At 58.2% G+C, this 13573-nt stretch carries 11 protein-coding genes; 5 read left to right on the top strand and 6 right to left on the bottom strand.

Features of this window, described 5'->3' with window-relative positions; all coding sequences use genetic code 11:
• Window positions 1–141 precede the first annotated feature (141 nt).
• From GVK32_RS05760 to GVK32_RS05750, 3 genes are all read left to right on the top strand, one after another.
• Window positions 142–1383, top strand: coding sequence for an alanine--glyoxylate aminotransferase family protein (locus GVK32_RS05760; protein ID WP_159866996.1), 1242 nt, complete (start codon window positions 142–144; stop codon window positions 1381–1383).
• Window positions 1380–2642, top strand: a complete 1263-nt coding sequence (gene hpxK / locus GVK32_RS05755; RefSeq protein ID WP_159867353.1) for an allantoate amidohydrolase — start codon at window positions 1380–1382, stop codon at window positions 2640–2642. Before GVK32_RS05760 ends, hpxK begins: the two co-directional genes overlap by 4 nt.
• Window positions 2643–2937: 295 nt before the next feature.
• The gene (locus GVK32_RS05750; RefSeq protein WP_159866993.1) at window positions 2938–3843 is read left to right on the top strand and encodes a GGDEF domain-containing protein; all 906 of its coding nucleotides are present in this window, start codon (window positions 2938–2940) and stop codon (window positions 3841–3843) included.
• 8 nt (window positions 3844–3851) lie between these two features.
• Here GVK32_RS05750 and GVK32_RS05745 read toward each other — a convergent pair whose 3' ends face one another.
• The gene (locus GVK32_RS05745) at window positions 3852–4685 is read right to left on the bottom strand and encodes a helix-turn-helix transcriptional regulator (RefSeq protein WP_159866990.1); all 834 of its coding nucleotides are present in this window, start codon (window positions 4683–4685) and stop codon (window positions 3852–3854) included.
• Window positions 4686–4936: 251 nt separating this feature from the next.
• Between GVK32_RS05745 and GVK32_RS05740 the strand changes: the two genes are divergently transcribed.
• Window positions 4937–5704, top strand: coding sequence for a phytanoyl-CoA dioxygenase family protein (locus tag GVK32_RS05740; protein ID WP_159866987.1), 768 nt, complete (start codon window positions 4937–4939; stop codon window positions 5702–5704).
• 52 nt (window positions 5705–5756) lie between these two features.
• On the opposite strand, the gene GVK32_RS05735 is transcribed toward GVK32_RS05740, so the two are convergent.
• Genes GVK32_RS05735 through GVK32_RS05715 form a run of 5 tightly spaced genes read right to left on the bottom strand, consistent with a single transcriptional unit; the run spans window position 5757 to window position 10718 of the window.
• Window positions 5757–6098 (bottom strand): PTS fructose-like transporter subunit IIB, encoded by a 342-nt coding sequence (locus GVK32_RS05735; RefSeq protein WP_095096154.1) that lies wholly within the window; start codon window positions 6096–6098, stop codon window positions 5757–5759.
• A 15-nt stretch (window positions 6099–6113) separates the two neighbouring features.
• Window positions 6114–6989 carry a [formate-C-acetyltransferase]-activating enzyme gene (locus GVK32_RS05730; protein WP_159866984.1) on the bottom strand — a complete coding sequence of 292 codons (876 nt, stop codon included), beginning with the start codon at window positions 6987–6989 and terminating at the stop codon, window positions 6114–6116.
• Entirely contained in the window at window positions 6955–9252 is a 2298-nt protein-coding gene (locus GVK32_RS05725; RefSeq protein WP_159866981.1) for a formate C-acetyltransferase, read from the bottom strand. The genes GVK32_RS05730 and GVK32_RS05725 overlap by 35 nt, the downstream gene beginning before the upstream one ends.
• A gap of 48 nt (window positions 9253–9300) precedes the next feature.
• Window positions 9301–9621, bottom strand: a complete 321-nt coding sequence (locus GVK32_RS05720) for a PTS fructose-like transporter subunit IIB (protein ID WP_159866978.1) — start codon at window positions 9619–9621, stop codon at window positions 9301–9303.
• A 20-nt stretch (window positions 9622–9641) separates the two neighbouring features.
• Window positions 9642–10718, bottom strand: a complete 1077-nt coding sequence (locus GVK32_RS05715; RefSeq protein ID WP_123707376.1) for a PTS fructose transporter subunit EIIC — start codon at window positions 10716–10718, stop codon at window positions 9642–9644.
• Window positions 10719–11028: 310 nt separating this feature from the next.
• Here GVK32_RS05715 and ptsP point away from each other — a divergent pair, with 310 nt between their 5' ends.
• The gene (gene ptsP, locus GVK32_RS05710; RefSeq protein WP_159866975.1) at window positions 11029–13530 is read left to right on the top strand and encodes a phosphoenolpyruvate--protein phosphotransferase; all 2502 of its coding nucleotides are present in this window, start codon (window positions 11029–11031) and stop codon (window positions 13528–13530) included.
• Window positions 13531–13573: the final 43 nt, after the last annotated feature.

The following is a 13573-nucleotide window of genomic DNA, read 5'->3' as shown; positions in this document are numbered from 1 at the left end:
TATTTTATTCGGCATGTTGAACCCCGGCTGCGCTCAACGTCCTCATGGGCTGCGGGTACGATCCGGTTTTTCCGCGCTGTCCGTGTTCGAACTGTCTTCAACAATTACGCCTACCGGGATAGGCACACTAAGGAAACTAAGATGGATATCGCTCAATTTGCTCCCATCAACCCGCCGCCGCGCCTGCTGATGGGGCCGGGACCGATCAACGCCGACCCGCGCGTGCTGCGCGCCATGTCGAGCCAACTTATTGGCCAGTATGACCCGGCGATGACCCACTATATGAACGAAGTGATGGCCCTGTATCGCGGCGTGTTTCGCACCGATAACCGCTGGACGATGCTGGTAGACGGGACTTCACGTGCCGGCATCGAGGCGATTCTGGTCTCCGCCATCCGTCCCGGCGACAGGGTGCTGGTGCCGGTATTTGGCCGCTTTGGCCACCTGCTGTGCGAAATAGCCCGCCGCTGCCGCGCCGAGGTCCATACCATTGAGGTGCCGTGGGGAGAGGTCTTCAGCCCGCAGCAGATTGAGGACGCCATCCGGCGCGTCCGCCCGCGCCTGCTGCTAACGGTACAGGGCGATACCTCCACCACCATGCTGCAGCCGCTGGCCGAGCTGGGTGAAATCTGCCGCCGCTACGACGTGCTGTTCTATACCGATGCCACCGCGTCGCTGGGCGGTAACGCCCTCGAAAGCGATGCCTGGGGGCTGGATGCGGTATCGGCGGGGATGCAGAAGTGTCTCGGCGGCCCGTCCGGGACCTCGCCCGTCACCCTGAGCGCGCGGATGGAGGAGGCTATTCGTCGCCGCAGGTGCGTTGAAGAGGGGATCCGCACCGAGGCCCATCTCGACGGCGTTGATGAGGCGATCTACTCCAACTACTTCGATCTGGGTATGATCATGGACTACTGGGGCCCGGAGCGCCTGAACCACCATACCGAGGCCACCTCGGCGCTGTTTGCCGCCCGCGAATGCGCCCGCCTGATCCTTGAAGAGGGGCTGGATAACGGCATTGCCCGGCATAAGCTGCACGGCGATGCGCTGCTGAAGGGGATCCAGGCGATGGGGCTGGAGACCTTCGGCGACCTCAGGCACAAGATGAACAACGTTCTCGGGGTAGTTATCCCGCAGGGGGTCAACGGCGACCAGCTGCGTAAAATCATGCTCGACGATTTCGCGATAGAGATAGGCACCTCGTTCGGGCCGCTGCACGGCAAGGTATGGCGTATCGGCACGATGGGCTACAACGCGCGCAAAGATTGCGTGATGACCACCCTCAGCGCTCTGGAGTCGGTGCTGAACCACCTCAAGTTTGCCACTACCCAGGGCGCCGGCATGCAGGCGGCATGGGATCACTACCGCAGCGAGACTCCGCAATGAGCCAGGCGGTACGCCAGCAGGCGGAGTGGGCGCAGGCCGCGGCGCGGGTGATGGCGCGGGCCGACGAGCTGGCCGCGATCAGCGAAAGTGCGGATGCGCTGACCCGGGTCTATCTTTCACCCCAGCATCTGCAGGCTAACCAGCAGGTTGGCCGCTGGATGAGCGAGGCCGGGATGCGCGTCTGGCAGGATAGCGTCGGCAATATCTGCGGGCGCTACGAAGGTGAGCAGGAAGGGGCGGCGGCCATTTTGCTGGGTTCGCATCTCGATACCGTGCGTAACGCCGGGCGCTACGACGGCATGCTGGGGGTGCTGACGGCGATCGAGGTTGTACACAGCCTCTATCAGCAGGGACGACGGCCGGCGCGGGCGATTGAGATTGTCGGCTTTTGCGACGAGGAGGGGACCCGTTTCGGCATCACCCTGCTCGGCAGCCGGGGGTTGACCGGCACCTGGCCCGAGGGCTGGCTGGCGCAGACCGACGCCAAAGGCATCAGCGTGGCGCAGGCGATGGCGCAGGCCGGGCTCGATCCGACGCGGGTTGCGCGCTCTGCCCGCCGGGTGGAGGAGATTGCCGCCTATCTGGAGCTGCATATCGAGCAGGGGCCGTGCCTCGAACAGGAGGGGCTGGCGCTGGGTGTGGTTGAGGCCATCAACGGCGCGCGTCGCCTGAACTGCCGTTTTCTCGGCGAGGCGGGCCACGCGGGGACGGTACCGATGAGCCACCGCCGGGACGCGCTGGCCGCCGCCGCCGAATGGATGATGCTGATTGAGAGCCGTACCCGCCAGCAGGGGAGCAACCTCGTGGCGACGGTGGGCACCCTGCACTGCGCGCCGGGCGCGGTTAACGTGATCCCCGGAGAGGTCACGCTGAGCCTTGATATTCGCGGCCCGCACGAGGATCCGCTGGAGGCGCTGCTGGATACGCTGCTCGACGATGCGCGGACGATTGCCGATCGCCGCGGCCTGCAGTTTGGCGGCGAGGAGTTCTACCGGATTGCGGCCACCGCCTGCGATGAGCGGCTGCAGCAGGTGCTGAGTACGGCCGTGTGCCGGGTGCAGGATCGCTCCCTGTCGCTGCCGAGCGGCGCCGGACACGACGCCATCGCGATGGCCGAACGCTGGCCGGTAGGCATGCTGTTTGTCCGCTGCAAAGGCGGCGTCAGCCATCATCCGGCGGAGTCGGTGACGGCGGCGGACGTTGCGCTGGCGATCGCCGCGTTTAGCCAGGCAACCCTGGCGCTGAGCGATATGACCTGAGGTTCTCCCGGCGCTTCGACAGGAGAAATTTGGGGTGATTTGTAAAGAAATTAGCACTAAATGCTAAAAATGCCGCAGGCGATCGCTATACCATCCGCGGCACTGACCTCGTCGCCATGGATTGGTAGTCAGTTGGAAAAATTCCGCGGGGTCAGTCCACTCTCTTCCTCCACCGTTGATACCCCCTTCGTGTCCCTTATTTACGCTGCCGCAGTGCGGGTTTTTGATGTGCCGAATCTCATCGGGCTGGTATGCTGCGTTTTGAGAGAGACAACGTTGTTTGAGAGACATGCCAATGCCTGATTTACAAAAACATTTGCCTCCCAAGGCCCCGCTGGCCGCTTCCCGGGCCAACCTGCTGCCCGCGCTATTGGTGATTATCGCCGTATCGGCGCTCTGTATTTTCATCTCAAAACCCTTAGGCCCCTGGAACGTGATATTTACCAACTCCGGACTCTATATCGATCTGCTGGCCCTGCTGTTTCTGCTATTTATGCTGTGGAATTCGGCAAAAGTCAGAATGAGCCACGTGGCGGTGAACTGGGTGCGCTACGGGCTGCTGCTGTGGATCGCCGGCGGCACCTTCGATTTAATGGATGAGATTTTCGTCCAGCCGCGATGGATGGGCTACTACTGCGAAGATCTGCTGCGCCTGTCCGGCATGCTCCTGACCACTATCGGGATCTACAAAATTATCGATCGCATTAACATCCTCTACGTCGACGCGCGTTCGCAATCGTTGAAGGATGAGTTAACCCAACTGCCCAACCGGCGCTTCTTTATCGATACTATTCGCGAAAAGCAGGGCCACCAGCTGGCGCTGATGATCCTCGATATCGACTTCTTCAAGAAAATAAATGACACCTACGGCCACCTGATGGGCGATGAGGTGCTGTTTGCGCTCGGCAAGCAGCTGGCAAAATTAACCAGCGATAAAATACAGCCGGCGAGGATTGGCGGCGAAGAGTTCGCCATCATCGTTGACGGGATGTCGCCTGAAGAGGTGCGTAGCCTGGCGCAGTCGATTCTGGAGAACGTCCGTACCATTCTGATTAATAGCGACTACCCGCTGTCGGTGAGCATTGGCGTCGGCATGCGCGGCCGCGATGAGCCGCAGGATGCGTTTATCAAGAAAGTGGATGAAGCGCTCTATAAGGCGAAAAACAGCGGTCGCGGCCGGGTGGAGTGGGCCGCAGCCTGAGGCGGAGATTACGCCTGCTGCGCGCTGCGGCAGTGGCGACGATATTCTGAAGGAGAGCGCTCGGTGTAGCGTTTAAAGACCCGGCAAAAATAGTTGCTGTCAACGAAGCCGCAGTTATGGGCGATCTCTTTGACCTTTAAATCATAGCCGCGCAGCAGCTTTTTGGCTTTTTCCAGCCGGACGCTGGTCAGGTATTCGTTGAAGCCAACGGAGCCCGACTTCTGGAATATATGCGAGAGGTAGTTGGGGGTAATATGGAAACGTTTTGCCACCGACTCCCGGGTTAAGGGCTGGCTGAGATTGTCCTCCAGAAAATCCTGGACGGCCAAAAACAGATCGCGGCTCCGGCTGACCTGCATCTCAAGGCCGACGAGCTGCTCAAGACAATGGTTTAATAGTGCAGACACCACCAGCCTGGCGGTGACCGGGTCCGGCTGAAGGCAGATTTCATTCAGCGCCAACAGCAGATACGATCCGACGCGAGGCCCCAGTCGGGCGACGTTCTGCTTCTCCGTGTGCAGCTGCTTGCCATCCCAGCGCTGGATGCAGAATCCCAGCTTTTGTCTGCCGAACAGGATACTCAGCGTAGAAGCCGGGCCGGTCCACTCCGGTAGCGTCCATTTACCTGCCTGCACGTACAGCACCTGCGATAGCGTTAGCTGGCTATCAGACAGCGGCAAACCGCGCTCTCTTAGCTCGCCATCCAGCACAATTTCCAGCCGAGGGAAGGGCACTTTATAGGCCAGCTCAGGGACCGGTACGTCCGGCTCCGGGAATCTAACCTGCAGCCTATCTTGCTGGTTGACCAGGCGATGTAGAATTTCAGGCAGATCTGCAATCATCCTCTAAACCCCGAAAAATAGCTATTATCCTTTTGATTATAAACTATTTTATAAATGAATGACTCGATTGGATCACCCTGCAGCGCGCTGACTTCGCTGCGGGCGGTAGCAGATGCGGAGATTTTGATGGCAATCACAGTTTGCTCTCCCGCGTACGGATATCCAGTTTTTCGTAGGATTAGCCTCATGTATTTCAGCCGGCCGGCGTTTAAAGTTTATTTCGTGTTATCGAAAGGTTAAAGGAAATAAATATGGAACATCAGTCTGCCGTATATCTGGATGCGCTTGGCGCCAATATTGCGCTCACAGAAAAGATGAAAGAGGAGCTGAATACCCTCGGCTACACCGTGGTGCATCGCGTCGCCGACCCGCAATGGCTGGAGGCGATGCGGGAGCAAATCGACGCGATTGTTGAGAAAGAGGGGGATAATCTCGCCATCGAACACCATCAGGAAGCCACCGCGACCCGTATTGCCAACCTGATTAATAAGGGGGTGATTTGGGAGAAAGTCTGGTCTCATCCGCTGATCCTCTCCGCCTGTCGCTATATTTTTCAGGGCGATTTTAAGATTTCCAGCCTCAACGCGCGGGAAGCGTTGCGCAACGGCGGCAGCCAGCCGCTACATGCCGACTGGAAAAAGCCGCGACCGGATTTTCCGAAAGTACATCTGGTGAATACGATTTGGGCTATTGACGATTTAAGCGCCGAAAATGGCGCGCCGCGCATTATTCCCGGCACTCATCTGCGACCGGAACTGCCGGAGGAGGTGCTGGAGGACCCCGAGCTGCCGCATCCTGACGAGGTGGTGTTTTCCGCGCCAGCGGGAAGCGTGATGATTTATAACGCTCATACCTGGCACGGCGGCACCTGTAATCACATCGGCAGCAGAAGGCGCGTGCTGCACGGTCTCTATATCGACAGACAAGATACGCCGCAGCAGGACCAGCAGCGCTGGCTCAGGCCTGAAACGGCAAGTCGTCTCACGCCGGCGCAAAAATGGTTGCTTGATGTGAAGTAGGCCAGCGCAATAAGGGCGGATTCAGGGGATCCGCCCTTTGCTGAAGAGAAGGTCAGGGAATGTCCAGATAGACGACCGGTTTTTTCATGATGCACTTCACCGCCTCAATAACCTGCTGCGGCTGAAGTAAAAAAGTTTTGATGCTGGTTTTAATGGTTCGTACGCCGATAAACCGTTGCGCATCGTCGATTTCAATATCTGTCACTAGCAGCACCACGTCGGCATGGGTAATTTCGTCAGGGGTAATCTTATTCTCAACGCCTAATGCGCCCTGAGTTTCAATTTTCATATGCCATTTTTCATGGTGCGCGACTTTGACCAGACGCTCCGCCGCCATATAGGTGTGCGCCACGCCGCTGACGCAGGCGGTCACCGCTACGATATTCAGTTCCATATTCTCCTCCGGGCGCTAGCCGCCGATGGTGACGTGAAAACCCGCTTTCTCAGCCATCATCCTGAATGGCTCAATCTGTGACGCGTCCGGGGCCTTAATTTTCGCCATCGACCACTTCCTGCCGAGCAGCGTGTATTTAGGCTCGCCATATTGATGGAACGGGAGAAGATGGATTTCAGGAAGCTGAAAGGGAGCCAGAAACGCCAGGATTTGCCGGAAGTTCTCTTCGCTAAGCGTGTACCCGGGAATGAGCGGGACCCGGGGAATAACCTGAATATGCTTGTCCACCAGCCTGCTGAAATTATCTAACACCCGCGGTACATCGATCCGCAGTAGAGTCTGCGCTTGTACAATATCCATGATTTTCAGATCGAACAGCACCTCATTGCACTGTCTGGCGAGCGGGTAAAAGCGGCTGAATGCCGCATCGCCTGCCGTTTCAATTGCCGTGCGTATTCCCAGCTGGCGTAAGGTTTGCAGGAAGCAGGTTGCAAACCCGGCCTGCATTAATACTTCGCCGCCTGACAGGGTGACACCGCCGCCGGAGGCGCGAAAGAAAACGTCATCCTTGAGGACTTCCTTAACTAAATCATTCAGCGTGACGTCGCGGCCGATTTGCTCCCATGCGCCGGAGGGGCACTCTTCGACATCCTGCTGGCAGCGCGTACAGCGCAGGCATTTGCTCTCCCGGCGTACGGTCTCTATTTTAGTGGAGATAGATTCCGGGTTGGCGCACCACGGACAGACGTGCGGGCAGCCTTTAAAAAAGACCACCGTCCTGATCCCCAGGCCGTCGTTCAGCGAGTAGCGCTGGATATTAAAAATGCGCGCCCGATCGGCGCGCGCCTCCAGAACCTCACAGCTGATGCGCGGTGCGGTGGATAATGTCATCCTGAATCTCCTTTGATAGCTCGACAAAGAAGGCGCTGTAACCCGCGACGCGTACCACCAGACCGGCAAAATCCTGGGGACGCTGCTGCGCTTCGCGCAGGGTATCGGCATTGACCACGTTGAACTGGATATGCTGAAGCTTGAGCTTGCTGAATGCCTGCAAAAAGTCAGCCAGCTTATTGAGGCCGCCGTCGCCGGCAAGGGTTGCCGGCGTAAACTTCACGTTAAGCAGCGTACCGTTGGATAAAAGATAGTTATCCAGCTTGCTGACGGATTTCAGTACCGCCGTCGGCCCTTGAGAGTCCTGGCCGCCCATGGGTGAGAGCCCGCCGTCGGCTAGCCGATCGCCGGCCAGACGACCGTCGGGCGTTGCGCCGACGACTGACCCCAGGGGTACATGCGCTGAGACGGTGTAGGAACCTGGCGTGAAATGGCCGCCGCGCGGATTGAGATGTTGCTCGACTTCTTTACAGTAAAAACGCAGCAAATCGGCGCTAATATTGTCGACTTCATCGATATCATTGCCATATTTTTCAAAACGGTTAATCAGCCGCGCGCGGATTTTTTCTCCTTCCGGCGTTTTGAAGTTGGCCTTAAGCACCTGAATGAGCTCATCAAAACTCATCCGCTGCTGCTCGAAAACCATTCCCTTTAGCGCATGCAGGGAGTCGCTAAGGTTGGCGATACCAATGCCCTGCACGCCGGAGAAGTTATAGCGCGCTCCGCCCTCGGTGATATCTTTACCGCGTTCAATACAGTCCAGAATAAAAGAGGACAGCAGGGGAACCGGCGCCTGGTCGCGATGGCCGATATCGCAAATATTGCTGCCGTTAATCATCAGCTTGATGTAGTGGCGAATTTTTTCGCGGATTTGCTTGAGCAGCCCGTTCCAGCTCACGTCGGGATTGCCTTCATTCTCGAGGATTACGATCTCCATAACCTTGAGCAGGTTAAACATCGCAATATCGTGCAGTCCGTAAGTTCGCCCGGGGATCGACAGCTCAACGCAGCCGACGACGGCGTAGTCGCGAGCATCCTCGAGCGATACCCCGCGATTCAAAAACGCCGGAATCACGACTTCATCATTAAAGACCTGCGGGATACCTGTCCCAAAGCGGATCGTTTCCGCGGTCTTGCGCAGGAACGCACGGTCGATCAGCTCATTGACGCGAACGCCAAGATTAGGCTGCGGTAGCCGGACTTCCTGATACGCATCCAGAGCCAGAAACGAGAGTACGTTCACCGCGCTGCGCCCGGTTTCGCTTAGTCCGCCGAGCAACGCGGTGTAGCCGGTTGGGAAGCCGGCAAAGTAGCGAGCGCTGCTTGACGAGCGCAGCAGGACGATATCGTTGCACTTGACCCACAATGACTCCAGCAGCTCCTGCAGGAAAGCCGGATCCTGGCCCCGATTTAACGATGTCTGATAGAACGGCAGCATGTACTGGTCGAAGCGCCCCAGCGAGAGGGAGCTGGCGTTAGACTCATGCTGCAAAATAATATTCATATACCAGAACAGCTGACAGGCCTGGTAGAAATCCTCCGGGCGATGAACCGCGTTATGCCGGGAGATTGCGGCGATGGCGGCGAGCTCCTGACGCCGCCTGGCGTCGCTGCAGGCGGCGGCCATCTCCTCGGCCAGCAGCGCATAGCGCAGAATGTGCCGCTGCGAGGCCTCCAGCAGAATCAGCGCGGCCTGATAGAAGTGGTTGTGGGGCGCGCCCTCGGCCGCCGCCCGTAGTTCTGCAACCAGCGCCGCGAGGCCATTATTGAGCAGTCGGGGGTAGTCGATAATGATATGCCCCTGGCCCTTATCGGTCTGGTTGACGCTGAAGATCTGGGTGCTGACGGCCGCTTTAACCTCATCGGTCATGCGGGCGTTAATAAAGTCTTTCATCGAGCGCTTTTCCCAGTAAGGGAACAGCGCTTCGCGGTAAATACGTTTATCTTCTTCGTTGATGGCAAAACGATCCTGGGGGCGAGAGGCGAAGCTGTCCAGTTCGTTCAGTAACCAGTAAGGGTCCATTTCTGGGGAGACTATTCCGGCCCGCGGCTTGACCGTGCGGTTGCCGGCAATGAGTTCATCCTCACGAATCGAGATCTGCACATGGTCAAGGATCCACGCGGTGGCTTTCGCCCGGCGTAATAGCACCGGCTCACCCGCCGTTTGCTTGTGGCTTGCGGTATACAGCAGCGCCCGCTCAAGCGAGATCTCCCGCGGCTGGGCGAACAAACTCTCTTTTAAGCGTTGAGTACGATTCGTCATGACAAACTCCATGTTAGTCCGGCGGAGCGCCAGGGCGCTCCGCTCTGTTCAGGCTTTCTGTGCAAGATGGCCGTCGATTTTTTGCATGATGGCCTCCGCGCGTTTCACCGCATCGCTGATATTGACGCGGACGATGGTTTTGCCGGAAAAACGCTCTTCAAACTTGATGCCGATATCCCTGGTCAGGATCACGATATCGGCGCGGGCGACATCCTCCGCCGTCAGTTCGTTTTCGATCCCGATAGAGCCCTGGGTCTCGACTTTGATCTGCCAGCCTTTAGCTTTGGCGGCGCCCTCCAGCGATTCGGCGGCCATATAGGTATGCGCGACTCCCGACGGGCAGGCGGTGACGGCAATAATGTGGGTCATAGACTTATCCTCTCTGCTTCTCAGTTAATTTCGAAATCAAGATCCAGCTCGTCATCGGCTTTAGCGGCCGGCGTTTTCTTTTTTGTCAGCGCCTTAAGAGTGATGACGCAGGCGGCGGTGACGCATGCGCCGACCAGCAGGCCAGCGATAAATCCGCCCTTACCCTGCACGACCGGCAGCACGATTAGCCCGCCCCAGCCGGCATAGCACTGCGCGCCGAGCAGGGCGGTAGTGACGCAACCGCTGGCGGCGCCAATCATAATTGAGGGGATCACCCGCAGCGGGTCGGCGGCGGCAAAGGGGATGGCGCCTTCGGAGACGCCAACGCAGCCCATTACCAGCGCGGCTTTGCCGGTTTCACGCTCTTCGGCGCTGAAATATTTGCGGCCGACAAGCGTTGCCAGCCCCATGCCCAGCGGCGGAATGGCGATACCGACGGCGGCGATGGCCACGACGCTGTAAATGCCCTGGGAGACGCAAATCAGCATAAAGGCATAAGCCACTTTATTCACCGGGCCGCCCATGTCGAAGGCCAGCATCAGGCCCATGATGATGGCGAGCAGGACAATACTGCCCTCGCGCATTCCCTGGAGCCATCCGGTCAGGCTGGCGGTCAGCGCGCCGACCGGCTCGCCTAAACCCCACATCATGATCCCAGCGGTTATAAAGGTGCCGACGATCGGGATGACAAAAATGGGCATCACCGAGCGCAGCACTTTGTGGACCGGGATCTTCTTGAGGTAATAGACCACCAGACCGCCGATCATCCCGGCGATCAGCGCGCCAAAGAAGCCGGCACCAAAGCTGTTGCCTACCCACGCCCCGATGGCGCAGGGCGCCAGCGCCGCGCGGTCGGCAATGGAGTAGCCGATATAGGCCGCCAGAAAGGGCACCATCAGCGTTAAACCGGCGACGCCAATATCAAACAGCTTTTTCAGATTCGGATCGGTTGCGACGTCCGGGACCGCACCCTTGCCGTACAGCATCACGGAAATGGCGAGCAGGATGCCGCCGGAGACCACGAAGGGGATCATATGTGAAACGCCGGTCATGAGATGCTGGCGTGTATTTTTTAGTATTTGCACCAGTTCGTTCATTGCTTGCTCCTGAGCGTGCTCTTCGCTCGTGACGGTATGGATGTTTCAACAGTAGGAAAATGGCGGTACAGAAAATAGAAGAGAAAAAGTGCATTTACTGGATATTTGTAAGGTGAGAATAAAATTGCGATCCACCTCAAATCTTAGCGTTGGCGGGTATGGATCCATTTTAAACGCCGCATTTGTGACCGCGAGCATGAAAAAGAATGCTGTGTACAATAGTCCAGTAATTAAGAGTTATTTCGCGTAGTGCCGTCGGGGTTCTTTCTTTACCTTTTGGGTAACTAACGTATTGCTCAGGAGAGAGGCGATGGCTCAGGTCCTTAAATTCATATGCGATTTGTCGAATGGCGTTCACGCCCGCCCGGCCAGTCTGGTCGAAACGCGCTGTAATACCTTTTCGTCCACCGTTGAGTGGCTGAATACGCGCAGCACAAGGCGCGGGAATGCGAAAAGCGCGCTGGCGATCATCGGTACCGATACCATTAAGGGGGATGAGTGTCAGTTAATCATCAGCGGCGATGACGAGCAGCAGGCGCTTGCCGCGCTGTCGACGTTTATTGTGGAGGAGTTTCCGCACTGCGATGCGCCGCTGGTAATGGTAAACCGCGTGGACGTGCAGCCGATTCCTGAATCGCTTTCCCGTCTGAATCCGACGCTATTTCGCGGCCAGCCCGTCTGTGGAGGGAGTGCGGGAGGTCGGCTCAGTCATCTGAAGTCCCTTGAGCTTAGCGACCTCGGCCCGCTGCCCGCTGCCGGCAGTATCGAAGAGGAGCAGGCGCTGCTGGATAAGGGATTGCTGCTGCTGGTCAGGAATATCGAACTCCGCCTGCAGGACAACGACGGTACCGCCGGCGCCATCCTTGAAGCGCATCGTTCTCTGGCGACCGATGCTTCCTTGCGCCAGCATCTGCTCGACGGGCTGCTTGGCGGATTGAGCTGCGCGCAGGCGGTTGTCGCCAGCGGCGAGCACTTTTGCTCCCGTTTTCGCGAATCCGCGAATAGCTACCTGCAGGAACGGGTGCTCGACGTCCGCGATATCTGCTTTCAGCTGCTGCAGCATATCTACGGCGAGGCCCGTTTTTCGGCACCGGGTCAGCTGAACGCGCCGTCTGTTTGTCTGGCAGAAGAGCTAACGCCCGGCCAGTTTCTTGAACTGGACAAGACCCTGCTCAAAGGCCTGCTGCTGCGCAGCGGTGGGACCACTTCGCATACCGTGATTCTGGCGCGTTCGTTTAATATTCCCACGCTGGTTGGCGTCGATATGGACGCGCTGCTCCCCTGGGTCGGTCAGGTGGTGCATATCGACGGCAACGCCGGGCTGGTGGTGGTCAATCCCGATGAGGCGGTGGCGCGCTATTATCAGCAGGAGGCCTGGGTTCAGGCGCAGGTGCATAGCCAGCAGCAGGCGTGGCTGAATAAGGAAGGGCAGACCAAAGACGGCCTGCGTCTGGAGGTGGCGGCAAATATCGCCCACTCCGTTGAAGCCGCTGCGGCATTCAATAACGGGGCGCAATCGGTAGGTTTGTTCCGCACCGAAATGCTGTATATGGACCGGCCCGGCGCGCCGTCCGAGTCCGAGCTCTATAATATTTTCTGCCAGGCGCTGGAACCGGCCGGTGGGCGCAGCATTATCATCCGCACGATGGATATCGGCGGCGATAAGCCGGTGCCCTATCTGAATATTCCGGCTGAAAACAATCCGTTCCTCGGCTACCGCGCGGTGCGGATTTATGAAGAGTATCAGGCGCTGTTTCATACCCAGCTCAGGGCCATTCTGCGCGCCTCCGCGCACGGTTCGCTGAAAATCATGATCCCGATGATTTCGTCGATGGAGGAGATTCTGTGGGTGAAAGATCGGCTGGCGGAAGCCAGGCAATCGCTGCGCGACGAGCATATCCCGTTTGATGAGAAGATCCCGCTCGGCATCATGCTGGAAGTGCCGTCGGTGATGTTTATCATCGATCAGTGCTGCGAAGAGGTCGATTTCTTTAGTATCGGGAGTAATGACCTGACGCAATATTTGCTGGCGGTAGACCGCGATAACGCGAAAGTGACGCGCCACTATAACAGCCTCAACCCCGCTTTTTTACGCGCGCTGGACTATGCGGTTCAGGCCGTGCATCGCCAGGGAAAATGGATTGGTCTTTGCGGCGAGCTGGGCGCGAAGGGCTCCGTTTTGCCGCTGCTGGTCGGCCTCGGAATGGATGAGCTGAGCATGAGCTCGCCGTCAATTCCGGCAGCTAAATCGCGCCTGGCGCAGCTCGACAGCCGGGCGTGTCGCCAGCTGCTGAACCAGGCGATGCAGTGCCGAACCTCGCTGGAAGTGGAGCATCTGCTGGCCCAGTTCCGTATGACCCAGCAGGACGCCCCGCTGATCGCCAGCCAATGCATCACCCTGAACAGCGACTGGCGCAGCAAAGAGGAGGTGATTAAAGGCATGACTGACAACCTTCTGCTGGCGGGCCGCTGCCGCTATCCGCGCAAGCTGGAGGCCGATCTCTGGGCGCGGGAGGCGGTGTTCTCCACCGGGTTGGGCTTCAGTTTCGCCATTCCGCACAGCAAGTCGGAACATATCGAACAATCCACCATCAGCGTTGCCCGCCTGGCTGAGCCGGTGGCGTGGGGAGAGGACGAGGTACAGTTTGTCATTATGCTGACGCTGAATAAGCACGCCGCCGGCGACCAGCATATGCGAATTTTCTCCCGTCTGGCGCGGCGCATTATGCATGAAGCGTTCAGAAACTCGCTGGTCACGGCGCAGAGCAGCGAAGCGATTGCTGAACTGCTACATCGCGAACTCGAACTGTAAAGCGCTACTGACTCTGCGGACCTGAGTAGGGAGCGGAAAAAAG

This window comes from Klebsiella sp. 18074, from assembly GCF_902705905.1.
Taxonomy (GTDB): domain Bacteria; phylum Pseudomonadota; class Gammaproteobacteria; order Enterobacterales; family Enterobacteriaceae; genus Klebsiella; species Klebsiella terrigena.
The sequence above is the reverse complement of the archived record's forward strand: the minus strand, read 5'-3'. Positions and strand labels throughout refer to the sequence as shown.

Bases quoted from the DNA above. Each gene is read 5' to 3' on its own strand.
- GVK32_RS05760 (WP_159866996.1), top strand. From the start codon at position 142: ATGGATATCGCTCAATTTGCTCCCATCAACCCGCCGCCGCGCCTGCTG.
- hpxK (WP_159867353.1), top strand. From the start codon at position 1,380: ATGAGCCAGGCGGTACGCCAGCAGGCGGAGTGGGCGCAGGCCGCGGCG.
- GVK32_RS05750 (WP_159866993.1), top strand. From the start codon at position 2,938: ATGCCTGATTTACAAAAACATTTGCCTCCCAAGGCCCCGCTGGCCGCT.
- GVK32_RS05745 (WP_159866990.1), bottom strand. From the start codon at position 4,685: ATGATTGCAGATCTGCCTGAAATTCTACATCGCCTGGTCAACCAGCAA.
- GVK32_RS05740 (WP_159866987.1), top strand. From the start codon at position 4,937: ATGGAACATCAGTCTGCCGTATATCTGGATGCGCTTGGCGCCAATATT.
- GVK32_RS05735 (WP_095096154.1), bottom strand. From the start codon at position 6,098: ATGGAACTGAATATCGTAGCGGTGACCGCCTGCGTCAGCGGCGTGGCG.
- GVK32_RS05730 (WP_159866984.1), bottom strand. From the start codon at position 6,989: ATGACATTATCCACCGCACCGCGCATCAGCTGTGAGGTTCTGGAGGCG.
- GVK32_RS05725 (WP_159866981.1), bottom strand. From the start codon at position 9,252: ATGACGAATCGTACTCAACGCTTAAAAGAGAGTTTGTTCGCCCAGCCG.
- GVK32_RS05720 (WP_159866978.1), bottom strand. From the start codon at position 9,621: ATGACCCACATTATTGCCGTCACCGCCTGCCCGTCGGGAGTCGCGCAT.
- GVK32_RS05715 (WP_123707376.1), bottom strand. From the start codon at position 10,718: ATGAACGAACTGGTGCAAATACTAAAAAATACACGCCAGCATCTCATG.
- ptsP (WP_159866975.1), top strand. From the start codon at position 11,029: ATGGCTCAGGTCCTTAAATTCATATGCGATTTGTCGAATGGCGTTCAC.